The 21220-nt window shown below is 44.8% G+C and carries 23 protein-coding genes; 10 read left to right on the plus strand and 13 right to left on the minus strand.

Going from position 1 to position 21220, the window contains the following annotated elements; genetic code table 11:
- Positions 1-14 precede the first annotated feature (14 nt).
- Complete coding sequence (locus tag ABEA66_RS01325; protein WP_079913895.1) at positions 15-341, plus strand: hypothetical protein; 327 nt, start codon at positions 15-17, stop codon at positions 339-341.
- A gap of 61 nt (positions 342-402) precedes the next feature.
- Here ABEA66_RS01325 and ABEA66_RS01330 read toward each other — a convergent pair whose 3' ends face one another.
- The 8 genes from ABEA66_RS01330 to ABEA66_RS01365 form a co-directional block, all read right to left on the minus strand.
- The gene (locus tag ABEA66_RS01330) at positions 403-1398 is read right to left on the minus strand and encodes a hypothetical protein (protein WP_345585327.1); all 996 of its coding nucleotides are present in this window, start codon (positions 1396-1398) and stop codon (positions 403-405) included.
- 151 nt (positions 1399-1549) lie between these two features.
- A complete protein-coding gene (gene trxA, locus ABEA66_RS01335) occupies positions 1550-1867 on the minus strand; it encodes a thioredoxin (protein ID WP_345585329.1) in 318 nt (105 codons plus the stop codon).
- Entirely contained in the window at positions 1864-2241 is a 378-nt protein-coding gene (locus ABEA66_RS01340) for a MerR family transcriptional regulator (protein ID WP_079913898.1), read from the minus strand. The genes trxA and ABEA66_RS01340 overlap by 4 nt, the downstream gene beginning before the upstream one ends.
- 234 nt (positions 2242-2475) lie before the next feature.
- A complete protein-coding gene (locus ABEA66_RS01345; protein WP_345585332.1) occupies positions 2476-3639 on the minus strand; it encodes a DUF4317 domain-containing protein in 1164 nt (387 codons plus the stop codon).
- Positions 3640-3780: 141 nt separating this feature from the next.
- Entirely contained in the window at positions 3781-4362 is a 582-nt protein-coding gene (locus tag ABEA66_RS01350) for a DUF4256 domain-containing protein (protein WP_345585334.1), read from the minus strand.
- A 221-nt stretch (positions 4363-4583) separates the two neighbouring features.
- Entirely contained in the window at positions 4584-5357 is a 774-nt protein-coding gene (locus ABEA66_RS01355) for a hypothetical protein (RefSeq protein ID WP_345585336.1), read from the minus strand.
- Positions 5358-5702: 345 nt separating this feature from the next.
- Positions 5703-6404, minus strand: a complete 702-nt coding sequence (locus ABEA66_RS01360) for a CPCC family cysteine-rich protein (protein WP_345585338.1) — start codon at positions 6402-6404, stop codon at positions 5703-5705.
- Positions 6405-7061: 657 nt separating this feature from the next.
- Positions 7062-7643, minus strand: a complete 582-nt coding sequence (locus ABEA66_RS01365; protein ID WP_345585340.1) for a TetR/AcrR family transcriptional regulator — start codon at positions 7641-7643, stop codon at positions 7062-7064.
- 351 nt (positions 7644-7994) lie between these two features.
- Between ABEA66_RS01365 and ABEA66_RS01370 the strand changes: the two genes are divergently transcribed.
- The 6 genes from ABEA66_RS01370 (at position 7995) to ABEA66_RS36265 (ending at position 12219) form a co-directional block, all read left to right on the plus strand.
- The gene (locus ABEA66_RS01370) at positions 7995-8753 is read left to right on the plus strand and encodes an SDR family oxidoreductase (RefSeq protein WP_345585342.1); all 759 of its coding nucleotides are present in this window, start codon (positions 7995-7997) and stop codon (positions 8751-8753) included.
- A gap of 205 nt (positions 8754-8958) precedes the next feature.
- Positions 8959-9957, plus strand: a complete 999-nt coding sequence (locus ABEA66_RS01375) for an NADP-dependent oxidoreductase (protein WP_345585344.1) — start codon at positions 8959-8961, stop codon at positions 9955-9957.
- A 46-nt stretch (positions 9958-10003) separates the two neighbouring features.
- Positions 10004-10873 carry an SDR family NAD(P)-dependent oxidoreductase gene (locus tag ABEA66_RS01380; RefSeq protein WP_345585346.1) on the plus strand — a complete coding sequence of 290 codons (870 nt, stop codon included), beginning with the start codon at positions 10004-10006 and terminating at the stop codon, positions 10871-10873.
- A gap of 284 nt (positions 10874-11157) precedes the next feature.
- A complete protein-coding gene (locus ABEA66_RS36255; RefSeq protein ID WP_417629275.1) occupies positions 11158-11541 on the plus strand; it encodes a transposase in 384 nt (127 codons plus the stop codon).
- A gap of 199 nt (positions 11542-11740) precedes the next feature.
- The gene (locus ABEA66_RS36260) at positions 11741-11998 is read left to right on the plus strand and encodes a transposase (protein WP_425571470.1); all 258 of its coding nucleotides are present in this window, start codon (positions 11741-11743) and stop codon (positions 11996-11998) included.
- 23 nt (positions 11999-12021) lie between these two features.
- Positions 12022-12219, plus strand: coding sequence for a hypothetical protein (locus tag ABEA66_RS36265; RefSeq protein WP_417629273.1), 198 nt, complete (start codon positions 12022-12024; stop codon positions 12217-12219).
- Between the two features lie 799 nt (positions 12220-13018).
- Here the strand turns inward: ABEA66_RS36265 and ABEA66_RS01390 are convergent.
- Positions 13019-13795 (minus strand): ParB/RepB/Spo0J family partition protein, encoded by a 777-nt coding sequence (locus ABEA66_RS01390; protein WP_345585348.1) that lies wholly within the window; start codon positions 13793-13795, stop codon positions 13019-13021.
- The gene (locus ABEA66_RS01395) at positions 13792-14664 is read right to left on the minus strand and encodes a hypothetical protein (RefSeq protein ID WP_345585350.1); all 873 of its coding nucleotides are present in this window, start codon (positions 14662-14664) and stop codon (positions 13792-13794) included. The genes ABEA66_RS01390 and ABEA66_RS01395 overlap by 4 nt, the downstream gene beginning before the upstream one ends.
- A 415-nt stretch (positions 14665-15079) precedes the next feature.
- Here ABEA66_RS01395 and ABEA66_RS36270 point away from each other — a divergent pair, with 415 nt between their 5' ends.
- Positions 15080-15427 (plus strand): DUF3825 domain-containing protein, encoded by a 348-nt coding sequence (locus ABEA66_RS36270; protein ID WP_377740108.1) that lies wholly within the window; start codon positions 15080-15082, stop codon positions 15425-15427.
- 33 nt (positions 15428-15460) lie between these two features.
- Here the strand turns inward: ABEA66_RS36270 and ABEA66_RS01400 are convergent, their stop codons facing one another.
- The 3 genes from ABEA66_RS01400 to rlmD form a co-directional block, all read right to left on the minus strand.
- Positions 15461-16174, minus strand: coding sequence for a CPCC family cysteine-rich protein (locus ABEA66_RS01400; protein WP_345585352.1), 714 nt, complete (start codon positions 16172-16174; stop codon positions 15461-15463).
- 13 nt (positions 16175-16187) lie between these two features.
- Entirely contained in the window at positions 16188-16868 is a 681-nt protein-coding gene (locus ABEA66_RS01405; RefSeq protein WP_345585354.1) for an HNH endonuclease, read from the minus strand.
- A gap of 87 nt (positions 16869-16955) precedes the next feature.
- The gene (gene rlmD, locus ABEA66_RS01410) at positions 16956-18401 is read right to left on the minus strand and encodes a 23S rRNA (uracil(1939)-C(5))-methyltransferase RlmD (RefSeq protein WP_345585356.1); all 1446 of its coding nucleotides are present in this window, start codon (positions 18399-18401) and stop codon (positions 16956-16958) included.
- Between the two features lie 302 nt (positions 18402-18703).
- On the opposite strand from rlmD, the gene ABEA66_RS01415 reads away from it, so the two are divergent.
- Together ABEA66_RS01415 and ABEA66_RS01420 are read left to right on the plus strand one after the other, a co-directional pair.
- Positions 18704-18931: a hypothetical protein gene (locus ABEA66_RS01415; protein WP_345585358.1), complete on the plus strand. Its 228-nt coding sequence runs from the start codon at positions 18704-18706 to the stop codon at positions 18929-18931.
- Positions 18932-19035: 104 nt separating this feature from the next.
- Positions 19036-20805 (plus strand): B12-binding domain-containing radical SAM protein, encoded by a 1770-nt coding sequence (locus ABEA66_RS01420; protein ID WP_079913978.1) that lies wholly within the window; start codon positions 19036-19038, stop codon positions 20803-20805.
- Positions 20806-21220: the final 415 nt, after the last annotated feature.

Consider the following 21220-nt stretch of genomic DNA (forward strand, 5'->3'; position numbering starts at 1 on the left):
CAGGATGGGAGGTTATGGCCATATCTTCTTTTTTATCTCCTCAATTTGTGATCGGCTCCATCCGTATCGGCTCCGTAGAAAATGCGGCCTGCATTAATATGGGCAACAACTGGCCGACTGGCTTCGAGAGCCACCAGAAGCTGACCCAAGGGTTCGGCTCGGTAAGCGGTGATCGCAATGCCGTCTCCGGGATCCGTTCCTTGCTGCACGATTCTGATTTTCTGGATATGCTGAACGTATCGGACTCCGAGGTCCCGGAATGGCTGCAGAAGCTGATCGTCTCTGCGAATGAGCAGCACAAGGGAGCGGGGGAAGCGGATGTGGGCGGCTTATCGGAGTAAAGTTGTAACATATTGAAGCCCAGGCCTGCCAGCCTGGGCTTCTGTATGGAGCTGTATGATATCAGGAAGGGGAAGGGGAAGGGGACTGGAATTTGTCGCGGATAAGATGGTAGATGATATCTTCCTGCAGCTTATCCAGCTTCTTATACTGCCATGCCATTTTGGCATCGACGACCAGTATAATCAATTCCTTGTTGTCACACGAGCATTCTCCCTGAAGGAGAACCAAGGAGCCTCGCCGCTCTTCCAACTGATATTGCAGCGATTCTGCAACCTTGGCGTTTTGAAGACGAATGTTTTTATTCGTCGCTACCTGGGTATGTGCGTAGAAAGTGGATGTTACCGATGGCTGAATGGATTGGAACAGAAATGCTCTTTTTCCCTTTAAATCATCGCTGTTATAAAAGTCATGGATGTAGGCAAGCCCCACTTCCTGATCCTCTTCCGGCGCCCCCTCTGTTAGGGTTAATGCGGGAACCTCTCCCGCGGCGGTTTTGAACTGATGCCGGAGTAAATAGAAGGACAGCCGTTCGTGAAAATCGTCCGTTTTCAAGTAACCCCACACCATTTTGTTATCTGCGATCATCAGGATGACTTCTTTAATGGTTTTGAAGTTATTGCATGCGCGGCATGGCTGGTCTTCATACCCCTGAATGAGTACCAGGGTAACCTGAACCCCGTTAACCGGCATTTGTATCGATTCCTTAACGCTCGGGTCTTTGAAGCGTTTATCCTTCTTTGTGACAGTAGAGGCGTATTTCAAGGCCGTCTCCTGCATATCGGGAGCAAAATGCTGCTTCACGTAATTGGCTTTGCCCTCGGGATCGTCACTATTTAAGTAGTCGGTAATATAAGCCAGGGCGACTTCTTCGTCGGGTGTCAGCTTGCGTTCCTCCGGCTCTGGGCTTGGTGCCGCCGACAAGGAAGGAGAGGGAAGAATAGCAAAAGGAGCCGACTGACTCTTCAGATTCTCAGCCTTGCCGCTGCTGGTTGATCCGCAAGCAGATGCGATGATCATCAGGAACAGCTGCATGATCATAAGGGTGATTCGGTTCATGGAAAATGCCTCCGCTACTTCATTCGATGGAATGTACTGGCGACAGGTTATACCTAATCGCCTTTACTTTCTTTCGACATTTGGAGGGGATTTCCTGCAAATATGTCACAAATTGGCGAAGATTGCTGCGGCATGTCGTTTTTCGGAAGTATTACGCATACCGCGAAAGCGCCGCCTGATATACTCCCTTGGGCCGGAGGCCAATAAATTTGTCCACGGGTTCGCCGTTATGAAATACGATAACGGTCGGCATGGACATAACGCCATATTCAGCTGCAATCTCCGGCGACTCGTCGCAATCTATTTGCAAGATCGACAAGCGGCTTCCTTCCTCGTGCTGCAGCTCTTCTAGAATAGGAAGGAGCACTTTGCAGGGTGGGCACCATTGGGCGCTGAAATCGACAAGCGTCACTTCCTTTTCCTTAATGGCGCTCCGAAACGTGGTTGTGTTGACTCTGGGTATGCTCATTTTTGTTCCTCCTCATCGTGGGTTTGCCGTTCATCCAAAATCGACTGAATACGCTCCTCCAGATTCGACTTGATGTTTTGCAGCAGGTGGATTTGAGCATCGATCTCCGCAAGCTTTTGGCGGTAAACCGGGAGCACTTCCTGGCAGAAGGCTTCCTTATTTTTCAAGACACAATGAAGAAAACCGGCGATCTGCTCCGTCGACAGTCCGAGCTTGAGGTAGAACTGTATGGTCCGCACCTGCTCTTCCGCCAGCGGCGAATATTCCCGATAGCCGTTCTCACGCCGAACCGGCTTGATCAAGCCTAGCTGGTCATAATAACGCAGCGAACGGATGCTGACCCCGGTAAGGGCTGCAAGCTCTCCGATTTTCATGCTTCAACGCCTCCTGATGATCGATTCGATTTCATTATAAACCCTGACATTAGTGTTAGGGTCAAGCGAAAAGTAGGGTAGAGTGCTTTACGCTAAGGCATCGACTTTATAAGCAAGAAAGCGCCTCGGCTGATGGAATGTGAGCATGTGCCCTACAATATCTATCAGGAGGCGCTTTATAAAGTTTACTTGAGATCAGATCGCTTGCGGTACGTTCAATCCCAGGCTCCCAATCTACAACGTTTCCGTACTGAGCGTAAATCCGTCAATGACGGCGTCCTCGTCCACCTCGATCAAGATGCAGCGTTTCCCTTGATAATTGACCTGTCTTACGTACTTCAGATCCTGAGGACTGACTGAAATGGTGGCGATCTTCGTATCGATCTTAATCGATTTTGAAGTGAATTTCGGAATGACGCTGCTCGCTTTAATTTCGTAGTTTTTGTCGTCGACGATCGTTTGGAACGCTCGTTCCACCTTTTCCGCCGTCACATTCTCCACGCCGCTGACCGTCAGCAAGCGTTCCACATCCTTATAGTCCAGCTTAGGAGGTTCTTCCTCTTCATGGGTCTCGATGACCTGATGAATTTCCTCGTATACGCTGGCTATCGTTGAGGTATCAAGCTGATCTCCCGCCACTTCCTTTACGATCTCTTCGAAAATGGCTCTCTCTTCCAGCGCAGTCACGCTCTTCTCGGCATTCAAGACTTCCTCGATGAAATGCTGATTCGGATCATTCGCTCTCCCCGAGCAATACAGAATACGATTCACATCGGAATAGCCATCCGTTACACTGGGATAGAAAAAGCCCTGCTCCGGCGAGCTCAACTTAATGATCGGGTCCACGATGACATTGTATTTGAATTCCCGCTCGACGTAATCGAACATGAGCGTTTTCTTTTGCTGCTCCGTTGAATTGATGCTGCACAGAATGAACAGGTTGGAGAACATCTCGTCGTTTTCACTCACCTCGGCTTCTTCGTTTCTAGCCTTGGTTGGCTGGTAGTATTGGCCTCGGACAAAAGTAATCACCGTATCCTTTTCATACTGGGTATCCGCCAGCATTTTCTCCACTAGCAGGATCATCAGATCATGCCATTCCTCCGGATTGCCGGTCACCAGACCTTGATGAAGAAGTACCCGCGTAGGCGTCTCCGCTTCCTCGTGAAGCTTTAGCTCGAACAGCTTTTGATCCAATTCGCCGGCCATCAGCTTTTTGAAATTCCCCATATAAAGCTCCTGTTTTTCCCTGTCCAATAGCGCAAAAGGCTGACGTTCGTAATGATAGATCTCGCTTGTTTCCTTCATAATATACACATTCAAAATATCGTGAATTTGAAGCTTTTCATGATCCAGCTTAAACAGCTTGCGAATATTAGCGACTTCTTTCTTTAACATGTTCTATGAGACATCTCCTATGATGTGTAATGGCCTTACTGGAATAAATGATAGATTTGCGTTCCTAAACGCTCCAAAAAAGAATGCCCTCTGTGAGAAGGGCATCATACAGCACTCCACATGACTGAGGGACTCCAAAATTCAGACCCTCAGCGAGCCGCGGAACCCTCTGGCGGCATAGTAGGATTCCGCGCCATTGTGGTACACAAACACAGTCTCGTAGCGCCGGTCACAAAAGAGGGCTCCGCCAAGTTTTCTAATATTGTCAGGGGTTATCACCCAACTCGATGTTTTCGTATCAAACTTTCCAAGCTTCTGCAATTCCCGGTATTGTGCTTCCGTTAAAAGTTCAATCCCCATGGAGGCTGCCATATCCATAGCGTTATTCTGCGGCTTATGTTCTTTTCGTGACTCGAGAGCTTCCCGATCGTAACAAACACTTCTGCGGCCTTTAGGACTTTCCGCGGAACAATCGTAAAAGATGTATTCGTCCGTCTCTAGATCATGACCGACCACATCCGGTTCGCCGCCGGTTCTCTCCATTTCATGGAGCGACCACAATTTTTCGACATTAGCTTCGAGCTTGGCTTGAACATCAGCCCATTCAAGGCCGTCATGGCGGTTCATATTTTTCTCAAATCGGGCTTTCAATGCTGCGAATAGTTCTTCAGCCTGTTCTGGTGACAACCCCTTTTTATCGCTGGTGTCATTACTCTTGGTCATGGTCGATCCTCCCTCATACGTAGTTCAAAAAATACGCATTTCCTTCATTCTACCTCAGCTCTTTATATCACAACTTTATTATAGTTTAAAGCATGTCCAAATAAAAAAAAGGGAAAGGTTTGAGGGAGCAGGCTTCTTTAGCCTTTTCGCTGTATTCTTTCCCGCTTATTAATCAAAATCAATTCATTGATATCCTAGAACCTAGCAGCCTTTTCAATGCTTTATTCTATGTCCCAAGAGACTGTAAAACTACCTTTTAATCTATCCGCATGAGCTACGAGCTTATAAAATCCTTCTTCTTCAGCATTTATCTCATACTTATGATCACTTCTTTGGTGCAACGATGCATATTTGCCATTGGGCGTTAGTACTTGATGCCCAACTGCCCCGCCATTACCTACAGGTGTTGTATTCCAAACAAACACATAAACCAGTTTCTGCCCTTTTTTTAGATAAATCGGGATTTCTTGATTCCCATTAAAGTAATCGAACTTGGCTTCGTATGAATTGCCACTAATTACATCATGGAAATTTACCTTTTTGTCAGCTAGCAGAATCTTCATTGATGTAAATAAAAGCAGTGGAATAATAAATGCAAATAGCCACATCATTTTACGTCTTTTAGGTAATATTATGGTACCCCAATAAAAAATCAAGGAGAATATCACACCGAACACACCCATAAAGATTATCCATTCTTTCCCTGCCGAAAAAATGAAAAATCCAAAGCCTGCCGCGGCGTATAACAGTAACTTAATAATAGATTTTTGGGAAGGTATGTAATTTACAATTAAATCAATTATTATCGAACACAAAAAGCCATATCCATATATTGTTATCCACCCATTGATTTCGTTAATAGAAGCAAAGGATTCGTACAATTTAAACCCTGTTAGCAGCAGGACAAAAACCCATAGGAAGAATATTGCATAGCCAGCACCAGCGAGCTTGAATGTTATATACCGTATATAATCAACAACCTTAATTGGTGACACCCCCCAATGGACAATATTACCATATTACAACCATTACAAGTAGGTAAAAGGTTGTTTTGTTGCGTCATGATGCACACTCGGATTTCTATTTATATACGCATCATGCACCAATTCTGGGCATCTAGAGAGAAAGCTAGGCTAAGGAATTTCAACTTCCCGGGACATTCCAATAATAAAAGAAGCCATTTCCATTAATGAATGGGAAGCGGATCAAATTCTTTCGTTGAGGTCTAATGGGGGCGGTTCCTTATCTGAATAATGGTTATACTGACTGATGATGCGGAAATGGATTTAATCGTAACCCCCCAATAAAAAAACGCCTCAGAGAAGGCCTCCAAAGCGTAATTACTTGCAAAACAACTCAATATCATCTAATGCTGAATGAGCATGTCCTCTAACAAATTTACTTTCATCACTCAATGCATCATTAATAAGTGGAATAATTAGTTCCTTATTAACCGCTCTGTGTATTCTAGCAATATGACCAAAACATAGAATGGCTATTCCTCTTATATTTTCGTTTTTGTGCTGGCTATATCGGACCATTAGGTCTTGTACAAACTCTCCGTCATCCGCATTTAATGCTAGGGAAAGCAAGCCTCTTACTATTGTATCGGTGTTATCAGAATTAATTAGGTTTATGATTTCTTGATTTTTCTCTATATTATTGCTGTAGCGCTCTGAACTTTCATGAACAATATCATCTAGTACCTTTTCTAAAGAGTCGATTTCCTGCCATATTTGATGAACAGATTCATTATTTTCACTTCTTAGTTTTTCAAATGCATTAATTAAGCTTTTCTTTGTTTGAATTTCTTTATCCGTTTGTTTTAGGATTCTTCGTCTATCTCTATACATGATATAGTGTTTTTTGAAGTTCTCCCGAGCCTCTGTAAGTGAATAATCTTGATTTGGACCGCCCCAAACTTTATCTGCGTGGGGGTCATCTTGTCCATCATCTTCCCAATTACATAAACAACAAATCTCCCAGCCTCGTCTTTCCTCTAGTGTGGGATAACCACAACAGGGACAATTATGCCGATTCATCTGACACTTACCTTTCTTTTTCAGCCATCAACTATTATTTGGGCTGACCACAGTTCGCACACAGCTTTACGTTTGGCGTCCTCAATGGCTTGCCACAATATTGGCAAGGGTCGCCAAATAAAGATATTCGATGATGCATAATTGCGTTATGATGAACGCCCGAAACACCAGTTATTTTTTCGTATTCCTTTACGAAAGGACTAAATCTCTCATCCATAGATATCTGTTCTAATGATAGCCCATGCTCTTGCCTAAACTCCTTTGTTGCTTTCATACAATCACCATACAGCTTATGAATCCGTGCATATTCTCCTTCATCTAACATAGGCATTTCACATTTACAACGCCAACACCACATCATTTTCATGGTTCGTTACTCCATAGTCTCATAGGACTTATCAGCAAGAGTTTTGATTTTTTAGAGGCTTATTAGGTCGAACATTACATAAATACAAGATGAATCTCCACACGGAGCAGACAACCATTTGTTACAGGAGGGGCAGAGCTCGTTATCATATTTGTCGTAATAAATAATTACACTCCTACTGGAACAACTGCCCACCGATACGAAAATTGTCATCGACTATTACTTGTCGCTCTTCATCACAATTCTGATATTCACAGAATCACCTTTCGCCTGTTCACAACACTATATCATTACCCTATTACGGGTGCTAAACCAGCAGCGACGACCACCAAAACTTCTCGAGCCATGTCTTCCGCCGATCTATGTTGTGGATGTCTACTCCACTCGACGGCTGATCCAAAAATGCTCCAGCTTGTAATCAGGGCGGCAGTCTCAACCGTTTCTCGTGAAACGGAAGGTTCCGCTTGTTCACTTAACCAGGCAAATAATAGGTCATGTAGTTCCTTTTGCATTGCGACCTGAAATAACGGTTCATACTGTCGGTCAGCTAAAGTCATATACGGACGAGTACAGAAAAGAAAATCGAAAACGATTAAAATAAGCGTTCGCAGGCTCCCCGTATCGGATAAAGCAGCATTAGGCAGCTCATTCTTCAGCTTCTCTTGAAATTTCTCCCTCATCCAGCTCTCAAGAAATGCGAATTTGTCTTCAAAATGCGCATAGAACGTGGAGCGATTTACGGTCGCGTAAGCCGTAATATCTTGTACGGTAATAGAAGAGACATTCTTCTTCTTCTCAAGCAATTCCATAAAAGCCTGCATCAATAGTTGACGTGTCCGTTTCACACGGGGATCGTTTGTGTGAGTGAGCATGTTATGCTTCTCCCTCTCTCTTTGGGATATAGTGGTAAGCATGCGTTGTTAGGAAAGCTAAAGACAACAAATAAGTACATGTGTTGTATAAGCCACAAATGCGGCTGTTTACTGGTTGTACAACCCAAACCGCTTAGATAAGATTAACACAGACAGTGTAGTTTTTACTACACTGTTGGGTCTATCGTTGGTTCAAAGTAAAACAAGAAAACTAGAAACGATGGGTTCTGTGAAAGCAGTGCATACCCATTATGGTGATTGCTTGTGCAATCTACCTAAGGGCTTCTTATCCAACAATAGTCCGTCAGTTGCAAGATTATATACCGGATAAACCAAGGGAGGAAGATGAACATGGAAAACAATCCTGTTAGTAAATACGCTGGCAAGAAAGTAGTGATCACGGGAGGTAGCAGCGGACTTGGCCTCGTGACGGCGAAGCTGCTAGTGGATGAAGGAGCACGCGTTCTGATCACCGGACGTACCCAGGCTAAGCTTGACTCGGCTAGTGAGGAACTCGGCAGCAACGCGGTCTCATTGCTGAGCGACACCGCATCGTTGACGGATATCGATAAGCTGGCCGACCGGGTCAAGGCCGAGTTCGGCACGATCGATGCCCTGTTCGTTAACGCCGGCATCACGCGCTACGTCCCTTTCGAGTCAATGTCCGAAGATGTGTACGACGAGTTACATACAATCAACGCTAAAGGTCCGTACTTCACCGTACAGAAACTTGCCCCATTGCTTAACGAAGGAAGTGGTGTGGTGCTCACCACCTCTATAACGAACGTATTGGGTATCCCGATGATCAGTGCGTACGCGGCCAGTAAAGCGGCGCTGCGCTCCATGACTCGTAGTCTGGCCCGTGAACTATTACCGCGGAAGATTCGCGTCAACGCAGTCAGCCCCGGCCCCATCGACACAGGGATCCTGGAGCGGTCGATGCCGAAGGAAATTGCAGAACAGACGAAGGCGCAGATGAAACAGCAGATCCCAATGCTGCGTTTCGGGGATCCGGTCGAGGTCGCCAAAGCCGTAGCATTCCTGGCATTTGAGGCCACCTATACCACCGGGGCTGAGTTCCCTGTTGACGGAGGCGGCTCCCAGATCTAAGCACTCTCAGTTCGCAACTGACTCAGGGCTTCTTCTCATGACTATTGAAATGTAGGCAGGAATGTCATGAATTTTCATGTAACTTTCCAAGTCATCTTGCCTTCAAGTGAACTTAATCGTTTAGGATTTCGTGCTTTTCATTGGATGACCGTATGAATTCACAGAGAACACTATTCCATCAGAGCAAACTGGAGGGAACATCGAAATGGAGAATTTAGATACGTCTTTCAAAAATGTGAAGAATCAGGCATCCAACCCTGCTACCATGCGAACAATTCGGTTCCACGACTACGGTGAACCCACCGACGTCTTGCGCCTTGAGGAGGTGGAGATCCCAGAACCAGGGCCGGGACGCATTCGCGTGAGTGTGCGCGCTTGTGGGTTAAATCCGGTTGACTTGGTGATGTGCCGGGGACACTTTGCTGGTCAACTGCCCTTGCCTCGCGGGATTGGGCTGGACGTGTCAGGTATTGTAGACGCAGTTGGAGAGGGCGTTACCGATGTTGCCATAGGTGATGCGGTTCTGGGTGCCGCCGATTTCATGGGTGGATCAAGCGCCGGTGCATCCGACCGAGCGATCATGTACTACTGGTTCCGCATCCCGATCGGACTCGACTTTGTGCAGGCTGCAGCATTGCCAATGGCGGTCGAAACCGCCTACCGAGGCATTGATACTCTCGGGGTGAGGACGGGCCAGACCGTACTCGTGCACGGAGCCGGCACCACGGTAGGCTTCGCCGCCGTCCAGATTGCCCTCATGCGCGGTGCTCGAGTGGTCGCAACAGCGGGTACCACCTACGCCGACAAACTCCGCGCAATGGGAGCGATGGTGACCTCGTACGGTGATGGAATGGTCGAGCGAGTGACCGAACTGGCGAAGCAGCCGGTAGACCTCGCCCTGGATGCCGCACCAATCAGCGGCGCAATGATAGATTTAATCCATATCGTCAATGGGCATCCCGAGCGCGTCCTAACCGTCAGCGATTTCGCCGCAGCGGCTGAATTTGGCATTCGCGCCAGCTACGGAGAAGTACATACCCTACGTTATGATGTTGTCGGCGACTTTGCCCAGTACGCAGCAGACGGCAAGTTCACTATTCCGGTCGCCAGGACCTTCGCACTCGATGCATGGCGTTCAGCCGTCGAAATCAGTCAGAGCGGGCGTGCCCACGACAAACTGATCCTCCTGCCCGCCTCCGACTGATGTGCGCATATGACCGATGAATAGGCTGAATGAAGGAGGACGTACATTGAATATAAAACAACGAGAACATATCGCACTGATTACAGGCGCAAGTAGTGGGATCGGGTTGGCATTAACCCGGAAATTGCTGTCGGAGAACTGGCAGGTGGCTGCTTTAAACCGGTCGAATTTTCCAGCGGATGATACATTCTTCCAAAATCATCTGAAGAACGGATGGCTCCGAGCCTATAAAGTGAAGGATCTCACCGATTATGGCAGCTTGAGACACTCTTTGGAAGAAATCAAAAGCAAGGAGCAGCGGATCGATATTTTGTTCAACAACGCCGGAGGAGGCTTGAGTGAGCTGCGCTATTCGAAACAAGGGCGCGAAATGCATTATGAATTGTTGGCGGTCGTTCCTTATATTATTCTGATGGAATTAAAGGAGCTGTTGACAAACGGCAGCTTAAAAACGGTGATTAACACTTCATCACAGGCGCTTAGATTTACTAAGGAGTTTTCGATCGAAAACTTAGAGCATCCCAAAACCTTCCGCAAAATGTTTGGCCCTTATGCAACTTCAAAGCTGGCTCTTTCGTTGTGGACTCAAGCCGTCGCACCGCAACTTGCCAAGGAAGGCATCAAGATCCGAAGCGTAGACCCGGGAATTAACAACACGCTAAGAAAAGGAAAAGATTCCGGATTGACCTTATGGTTTGAACTGTTTATGAAGTTTTTTTCCTCTCCGCCTACCCATGGCGCCAATTTATTATTTGAGGGAGCCCTCGGCAAACACTGCAATGAGACCGGCGTGTTTCTGTTGAAAGATCGGGTTGCAGACTTGAAATTTATAGAGCATGCGCAGCGTGTGCTGGATAAAATCTCTGATATATATAGCCATGAATTTCTCGGCGGGAGTGTTCAAGTTAATGGCTGAGTTCATAAAGAAACGTGATTAAGACCTACTAAAGTGAAATTAAAGCAAATCTCAAGCTTGTTTAATTAATTGCATAAAAAACGAAGATCTCAGGCAGCTTAGTCGCGTTTGAGATCTTCGTTATTTGGGCAGGTACATGCGGCTCGAATTGGTTATTTTCTAGTGAGCGACACCCAGCACTCCACATGGGATGAGCGGGTCTGTAAAATAAAATGTGAAACCTCTTAACTTAAGATAAATTTGTCAATACTGACTTACTAGATCAAAGTTGGAGGGATCCATTCATGACAACCCGTAGCGGACTGCTGTCCAAGCAAGAACTTCGCCAATTCGTAAAGGAACGTAATTTCCAATCAGCGGAGGATATTCAAAAGACGTTAAAGGAACTCTTTGCAGATGTACTTCAAGAAGCTTTGGAAGCCGAATTGGATATGCATCTGGATTACGAGAAACATGACGTAAAGAACAAGCAGACAAAAAACAGCCGCAATGGTTTTACCAAAAAGACCGTCACTTTTGAATACGGCAATGTTGAGATTGAAGTCCCTCGTGATCGTTTGGTGAATTTCAACCGGTTGTGGCCAAGAAGAATCAGACGAATCTCACAGGAATTGAAAAATCAAATTATCGCGCTGTATGCTAAGGACGTGAGTACTCGAGACATTTAGGACCATCTTCAAGGTTTGTATGGAATTGGGGTTTCTCCAAACTTCATTTCGAATGTAACCAATAAAATCGTGATTAAAGGGTGACAGAACCGTCGAAGTTTTGGCTGAATGTTCTAAACGAGCTCAAAAATCGTGGCGTATAAGACATCCTGATTACCCGTGTCGACAACCTAACAGGTTTCTCTCAAGCCATTGCAGCTTGCTATCCGAAGACAGATATACAAAATGTATTATTCACCAAATCCGCAACTCGATACGTTATGTATCCTACAAGGATCTCAAGAAAGCAACAGCCGATCTGAAGCCAATCTATAAAGCGCCGTCAGAAGAAGCAACGCTACTCGAGCTTGATCGATTTGAAGAAGCGTGGGGGCAGAAATATCCTCTGATCATCAAATCGTGGAGACAGAATTGGGACGAGCAAGCTACATTCTTTAAAAATATCCGGCGGAGCTGAGGAAGCTCATCTATACAACCAATATGATCGAGAGCTGTCATCGCCAGCTACGCAAGGTAACGAAGGGAAAAAGTATCTTTCCAACGGACGAAGCATTACTTAAGATGCTCTACCTCTCAACGATGGACGTCCAGCGGAAGTGGACGGGACGCGTGCAAAATTGGGGGCAAATCCTTCAGCAATTGACGGTGTATTACCCAGAACGCGTCCAGGTACGCTAAAAGCGGCTTTACATGGAGGGGGGGATGATAGGCTATCTAGCCTTGGCGATAACCTGCTTTTCAGATATCGCCGCATCGCCTTAGATCTGCCCACAGAGGCTCCATGTCAAGCCGCGGCAGCGAAGTTGCTAGATTCATTTAAGGGTTTATTCTCAGAAAACTTGACAGACTCGCCTCAAAAAGATAATCCCTAAAACGTGATTTACTTACAAAAAAACATTTTTATATCATCTAGAGCTGAACGAACATGTCCTCTAACAAATTTACTCTCATCATTCAATGCATCATTAATAAGTGAAATAATCAGTTGCTTCTTAACCGCCCTGTGTATTTTCTAGCAATATGACCTATCCTCGTCTTTCCACAACAGGTACAATTATGCTGATTCATCTGACAATTACCTTTCTTTTCCAGTCGTCACACCTTTATTTCGGCTGACCACAGCTAGCACACAGCTTTGCGTTTGGCGTGTGGACACCTATGAATCATGCGAACCCACACGTAGATTGAGAGCATTGTCGATATATATATGTCTATCACGAGTATTGGTATTTTGGATATGAGGGAAGATACGCATCCGTGATTTAATCCTCTTTCAAGCTTTCCAAGATTAAATTCACTTTTTCGGCGACGTCAGAGTTCTGCTTCATCTTAGTGTACTCTCGGAATGCTTCCTGTAGGAGAGCGCCCTTCTCTCGCTTACTTACAAATGACCAGGTATTCAGCAAATCAATAAAATCGATATCGAATCTAAAACTGCTTGTCGTCTTTGATTTTGTCATCATGTACCTCCGTCCTTTTAAATTTCTTTCTCACCTTTGAAGTGAATACGACTTTTCTCTGAGAGTCTAGTGTTATATATATCCCCAAGTATGTCCAGATATTGACTAATTTGATTCCGCGGTTGAAGGTATCCACTCATATATTCTAGCTTTTTTGTCATATTATCATGGTTGTATTTTGAACTATTTGAAAATAACAGGAATGCTTTTATAAACTTTGTTGATTTATAAGTTTCTTGAAAATATGGCGAAAAATCTTCGAGTAAATTCATAAACTTCTGTACTTCTTCGATGTTATTTGCCTTGTAATGACCATTTTTGAATGCTGTCATTGCGTCCTGCTCATTTAATTCTCCTCTCGTTAAAGAAATACCTAAAATCGGTGTAATCGCATTACTCTCGATAAATTCCTTTAGTAAGACGTATTCAAAGAATTTTTCTTCTTTTTCAGCGAAGGTTGCATAACCATTTAGAAAGTCAATCGGCTTCCAATTATTGCTTTTTTCGTTTAAACGGTGAACTTCTGATAGACCATACCCTTCACATACAATGTAGTACACAGGCAACCCCAATATTGATTGGGCTTTAAAACGGTGTTGGCCATCAATAATTTCATATTTCTCATTTACAATAATTGGTGTAATTAATTGTTTCTGTTGCATGGAATCAATAAGACGTTTTACATGCAATTCGTTGATAATCCTGTTTCCGTCAATGGTGTTAAACTTTTCGTAGCTTTTCGTTACGAATACCTCTGTGTATTTTTCTTGGATTTCGGCTTCTTGCTTTATCATTCAGAATCTCTCCTTTGTTTCAAGCGCTGTAACCGCTTTATCTCATTATTCACTGTATAATTATGCCTTATTTCTTTACCGCATTGCTTGCACTCAGAACGAAATCTTTTCACAGTATAACTATAGTTAAATTCACGAAGTGTTTTCTCCAATCTACACCTAGAGCAGATCTTAGTTTGATTCAAATCAATCTCTTTTGGGATAGCTTTTTCTATCTCTACATAGTTTATTGCCTCAATTCGCTCTTTAATCTGCTTTTCACGTTTTCGATTACGATACTGAATAGACAAACACGCTCTGCAGGTGTTTGAAAACCCATCTTTAGAACTAACGCTTTTTGTAAACTCAATCGTTTTTTTGGTTTCTCTACATTTTTTGCAACGTTTCTCCACAATTACTTTCTCTACGAATTGCTCCCTTCGTTTCTTGTCGAGTTCCTTTCTACAAAATTTGCAATAGGTTTGTAAACCATCTAATTTGAAGCTGTGTTTGCTGAATTCGCTTCTATGTTTTAATTCCTTACAGTAAGGACACTTCTTTTTGGGTACTTGGTACAATTCAGGGTTTGCTTCACGCTTTGCTTTAATAGCCAAATCATATTCAAGCGATAACAACTTCCCACAATCATGGCATGAGCTTCGTAATCCATCTTTTGTATATTTGTCCTTGAAGAACTCTGATCTATGTTTTATTTTCTTACAACGAGCGCACTGTTTTTCTATGACGAACTCCTTTGGTTCCAAAGCACGCTTTAAGAGATTTTCTTTACTCTTTGATCTCAAACATTGTTTACAATTATTTTCTTTCGAGGAAAACTCGGTGATTAGTTTGACCTCCTTACATGTTTTGCATTGTTTTTCGCCTATCATATCTACACATCCTCCTCGATTTATATAATACGATAAAACATATAATATGTAAAACAAGGTGCAGTGCTAGATACGTAACAATAATGAATAACAGTATTTCAATTTTCGCTTTGTTGACACATTATTGAAAAAACAAGAGGACTATCCTACAAGTCACTGGATTGACTCGTGAAAGTCCCTTCTTCTTCATTATCTAATTCGAAAGTATACCCATATATAAAAGAACAGAAGCAACCAGCCACACCTCATTTTTGAACCATCATGTGACGAGTAGACAGTGAAAACAAACATGCATGTGTCCCAAAGGAGTAGTGTTTGCTCTGATACAATTTAAAACAAAAATGAAGGAGCATCCGTAGGGACGCTCCTTCATTACTTAACATTGACTTAAAGCCATACTTTTAGTTACCCAATCTTGGAGAATTATTTTCAGCACACATTTAAAAGATTAGTCGATGAAACAAATCTTCTTGATGATGAAAATAAAAATATGAAAATTTTCATCCATAACGATAAAGCATGCTTGAACACTGGTTTATTCACCAAAAATTTTAACTATATTTATGCTTACTTCGAAATAAATACAAGGCAAGAAACTCCACCATGGGTTTTTAAGGGCTTCTTTGAGGAAAGCTCGGAGAAGTTCACTTGTTTTAACCCACTCCCTATTCGAGCAGAATATTTTAGTGAAATTAGGATGATAATGGTTATACTGACTGAAGATGCGAAATTGGGTTTAATCGTCACCCACCCCCCTCAATAAAAAAACGCCTCAGAGATAATCCCCGAAGCGTGATTACTTACAAAACATTTTTATGTCATCTAAAGCTGAATGAGCATGTCCTCTAACAAATTTACTTTCATCATTCAATGCATCATTAACAAGTGGAATAATTAGGTCCTTATTAACCTTTCTGTGTATTCTAGCAACATGACCAAAACATAGAATTGCTATTCCTCTTATATTTTCATTTTTATGCTGACTATATCGGAACATAAGGTCTTGTACAAACTCTCCATCATCCGCATTTAATGCAAGGGAAAGCAAGCCACTAACTATTGTATCGGGGTTATCGGAATTAATTAGGTTTATGATTTCTTGATTTTTCTCTATGTTATTACTGTAGTGTTCTGTACTTTCGTGGACAATATCTGCCAATACATTTTCAAGAGAAAAAATTTCATTCCATATTTGCTTAGCTGAATCATTGGAAATAGTTTTTAGCTTATCAAATTCAATAATCAGGGCTTTCTTAGTTACTAGTTCTTTTTCTGTCTGTCGTAAAATGTTTCTCTTATCTCTGTACATTGTATAATTCTTTTTAAAATTATTCCTTGCCTCCGTTAATGAGTAATCTGCATTAGGACCGCCCCAAACTTCATCTGCATGAGGGTCATCTTGCCCGTCATCCTCCCAATCACATAAACAACAAATCTCCCAACTACGTCTTTCTTCTAGTGTGGGGTAACCACAGCAGGGACAATTATGTATAATTTGTATATTATCCAATTATCGATTGCTCCTATTCTTCACATTTGGTTACTTTAAAATTATATTTCTCCAATATTCTAATTATTTCTTCCTCTTCATTATTGTTAAGTTTATCTCTTAACCCTCTTTCAAACTCTATATCCCTAGTTTTCTTTATTAATTCATTTAATCTAGTCTCGATATAAGGAAGTACTACACTATCACGGTATTTTATTGCTTCCTCAACTGTTTGGAAATTTTTATAGACTGTTTCATCAAAAATATTAGTATGCACTTTGTATCCGTAAACAATCTTTTCACCATTTACTTTACTTAACTGTGGATAAATTAAATGCAAACCCTCATCTGCATATTTACTTCTTATATTAGTAGAATTCAATTTGCTATTATATATTCTTAAATTCACAATTCTGTTATCTAAAGGATTATTATTTATATGGTCAATAGTGTTGCCCCAATAGTCAATCTCAGAATATTCATTTTCAATTATCATTCTATGTAGTCGTACAGAGTGCTTGTTAATGCTTGTTTTTACTTGGATATAATTATCCTTTTTGATTGCAGTCCAATGATATTTGTGTAAATAATTTTGCCAAGTTTCTACATCTACAATGACTTCAACCTGATTTTTTCCACCCGTAACGAATACGATACAATTTTTGTTGTCCATCTGTTTGACCATATAATTATTTAAAGCACGCAAATTGTGCATTCAAACTCCCCCCTCAATAATGTTCGTTATATAAATCAAAAACCCTTCCATTTATGGGAAGGGTCTGAGCACCGATACATCTTTATATTAATCTTTCAGCACCAACAGTGAACAGCACTCAACATGTGCCGTCTGAGGGAACATGTCCACCGGCTGGATCCACTCCAGCCGGTAGCCGCTTTGCAGCAGCACCTGGCAATCCTTGGCCAGGGTGGAGGGGTTGCACGACACGTAGACGAGTCGTGCCGGTTTCGCGGCCGCGATCGCGCTCAGCAGCTCGCGATCGCAGCCGGTGCGCGGCGGGTCGACGACGATGACGTCGGGACGGGTGCCGCGCTTGACCCATTCGGGCAGCAGCTTCTCCGCGCGCCCGACGTAAAACTTCGCGTTGTCAGCACCGCTCAGCTCGGCATTGCGGCGGGCGTCATCCACCGCCTCGGGGATGATCTCGATGCCGCGAACCTCCTTGGCTAGCGGAGCGAGCCATAGACCAATCGTGCCGGTACCGCAGTAAGCATCGACGACAAGCTCGCTGCCGGTCAAAGCCGCTGCTTCCTTGGCAGCATCGTACAGCTTGACGGTCTGCTCGGGGTTAAGCTGGAAGAAGGCACGCGGCGATAAGGAGAAGCGAAGGCCGCCAAGCTCCTCGTCCAAACGTTCCTCACCCCACAGGACGCGGGTCTCTTCGCCGAACACGAGCGGTGTATCGGCCTTGTTAATGTTGTGGGCGATGGTAGTCACATTCGGGAGCTCCGCACGGATCGCCGTAATCAGTCGTTCCTTCTCCGGAAGCTTGTCCGAGGCGGTAATGAACGTCAGCTGGACGTTCCCCGTCTGCCTGCTGACCCTTGCCGCCACGGTGCGTACGGTCCCTTTGCGGCTGCGCTCCTGATAAGGCTGAATATGGAGCCGGGAAAGGATAGCTTTGACCTTGGCAATGACATCATTGATCGCCGGCTGCTGGATCGGGCAGCCTGAAATATCGACGAGCCGATGCGAGCCGGGGGAATACAGCCCCGTTATGATCTGTTCATTAGCCCAGCCCGCCTGCAGCTGGGCTTTATTGCGGTACCCCCAAGGGTCGTCCATCCCGAGAATAGGCCGCAGCGGCAAATCCGCCAGCTTGGCGTACCGGTTGAAGGCTTCTCGCACAAGCTCCTCCTTGGCACGAAGCTGAGCGGGGTAAGTCATATGCTGAAGCTGACAGCCTCCGCAGGACTCGTACACCGGACAGGGCGGCTTCACGCGATCCGGAGATTTTTTCTCGATATCGGCCAGCTTTGCGGACAAATAGGTCGGCTCGACCTTGGTCACATTGGCTTTGACAACCTCCTCGGGCAGGGCACCGTCAATAAAGACGGCCTTTCTTTTGTAATAGCCTACACCTTCTCCGTTAATTCCGATTCTTTTTATCGTTACGACAATACGATCGCCGATCTTGACGTCATCGCCGCTATTTGTATATCGGGGCTGCTGTCCGTTGTACGGCTTTTTGCCTTGACGGGGGGCAGTTTGTCCTTTAGGTTTGTTCATCTTTATTCCTCGCTCCGTTACGTATAGATGGTTTGGGTATTCATACAGTTACAGATACTATAACACGTTCGACCTGATGGGAGAAACTTAAGGACGCTGAAAACGCCAATATGCAATGTTCTTGTTTTTTTTGGCATAAGGCGCCATCGTTTTACATATATTTCAACTCACTGGGAAAAATAGAGAGAGAATCCGTATCGTCAAAGGATTTTTAACGAATGGTTTATGTTCCGCTAATCTTGTCTTAATATTGGGGCGGTATCCTAACGATAACGAGGAAAATGCAGAAGGGAAGATCGAGCATGATTTTATATCAAATGGCTAAACGAATGGAGCAGCGCCAGCAATTAAAACGAAATCTCCTTTTATCCGAGGGTGACCGCGAAGAGCTGCTTTCACAGAAGGATCAGGTAGAAGCTCAATTAATAAGCCAAGCCAATGTATGGAACGGGGAAGGCAGCGACGAGTTTATGCTTCAAGCGATGACCCCGGAGTCGGGCTGGACTGAATCAAATAACAGCTGGGCATAGCAGGAAAATGGAGAAGCCGTTCCATTTTCTTTTTTTTGTGTTCATCCCTGTTTCCGTGTAGAATAAAGGAATAATTGATTCTGCCAGCAAATGAGGGTATTCGAATGAAAGTTGTGCTATCTACGTTGAATGCGAAATATATTCATACCTCGCTTGCGCTTCGTTACTTGAAGGCGTTCAGCGAGAAAGATTTTGATATAGATATCGTAGAATATACGATTAAGGACCCTGCGATGAATATCGTATCCGATTTGTTCCAAAAAAATCCGGATATTCTCGGCTTCTCCTGTTATATCTGGAATATTGAAGAGACGATTACGGTCATCAACATGATGAAAAAAATCAAGCCGGAGCTTACTATCGTGCTGGGAGGACCGGAGGTATCCTACGATACGGAGTATTGGATGAACCGACTTCCCGAGGTGGATTACATCGTGATGGGGGAAGGGGAGGAAACGTTCCACCACCTGCTTCAGGAGCTTTCGGGAGACCGGAAAATGTACAGCGTGTTCGGTGCGGCCTACCGCAAGAACGATAAAGTGATCATCAACCCGCCCCGTCCCAAGCTGCAGCTGGATGACATTCCTTCACCGCACCGCTTTGCCGAGGATGTTCCAAGTTTGGCGAACCGTGTCGTTTATTTCGAGACGAGCCGTGGCTGTCCGTTCAGCTGCCAATTCTGCTTGTCGTCCATTGAGGTCGGGGTACGGTATTTTGATATGGAACGGACCAAAAGCGATTTGCTTTACCTGATCGATTCGGGAGCGAAGCTGATCAAGTTCGTGGACAGGACCTTTAACATTAAAAGGGACTATGCGATGGAAATCTTCGATTTTCTTATAAAAAACCATCGTGGTACGGTATTTCAATTTGAGATTACCGCCGACATCATGCGGCCCGAGGTGCTGGACTATTTGGCGGAGAACGCGCCGCCCGGCATCTTCCGCTTTGAGATCGGCGTCCAGTCGACGAATGATATCACGAACAGCCTCGTCAAACGGAGGCAAAATTTCACCAAGCTGACCCGTACGGTGACCAAGGTCAAGGAAAGCGGCAAGATCGACCAGCATCTCGATTTGATCGCCGGCCTGCCGGAGGAGGATTACAATTCGTTCCGCAAAACGTTCAACGACGTGTTTGCATTGGGACCGGAGGAGCTGCAGCTTGGATTTCTGAAAATGCTTCGAGGAACCGGTATGAGGGCGGATGCGGAGAAATACGGCTATAAATTTATGGATTATGCGCCTTATGAAATTCTCGGCAACGATATTTTGCCTTTCTCGGATCTGGTTCGAATTAAACGGGTGGAGGATGTTCTGGAGAAGTATTGGAATGCCCACCGGATGGACCATACCGTAAACTATTTGATTCGAGAGGAATTCCCTTCGGCCTTCGATTTCTTTCAGCAATTCGGGGACTTCTGGGAATCCCGGGGCTGGCAAAAAATCGGCCACCAGCTGGAGGATTTGTTCACCCGCCTGCGCGATTTCCTGATCCAGCGGGGAACCAAGAGCCTGGAGGTAGTGGAGGGCTTGATGAAGCTGGATTACTTCCTTAACCATAAGTACAAGCCGAGAAAAATATGGTGGGACTTCAAGCTGGATAAGGCAGCTCAGGCCGGTTACTTTAAGCTGCTGGCGGAGCATCCCGAGGCCGTCTCGGAAACCTTCGCTTCCCTGCGTATTAGCGAGAAGGACTTGCATAAGCATGTCATGATCGAAGTGCTTCCATTCCGGTTGGACCACTATCTGGAAACGGGCGAGATGCTTACGGATGAAGAGCGGCTGCTTGTCGTGTATTTCCCGCCGGATGCTTCTTCGCCCGCACAATATTTCTCCATGAATGCCGCCCAGGCATCAGTCATGACCCAATAATCTGACGAGAATCTGCATACTAAACGCAAAACGCAAAACAACCACCCTGAAATTCAAGGGTGGTTGTTTTCTGTATGTACGCCCAGCATGGGCGTCATCTCTACGGTGAAAGTCCGGAATGGGGGCTGGCAAGCGCCTACCATTAGCCAAGAGCAAGGGTGTCCGCCGTGAGGCGGAATCTGAAGAAAGCTGGAGGCAAACGCACGGCTTGAGGTACACGAATCCAATTTGAGGCGGTTGCAGTCGGATGAGTCACCATACCATGACAAAATCCAAAGCTGCCAAAGGCTACAGCCGTAGACTTGGGCGAGCGCGGGCGGAAAGATGACGTTCTTATCTGGGGAGACCTGCGGAACACGCGAAGTTACTTCGTAACCGCGGCTGTAAGGCCGCGCTGAATCCGCAGGAGTCAGCA

Origin of the sequence: Paenibacillus vulneris, assembly GCF_039543185.1 — a bacterium.
Classification (GTDB): Bacteria; Bacillota; Bacilli; order Paenibacillales; family NBRC-103111; genus Paenibacillus_S; species Paenibacillus_S vulneris.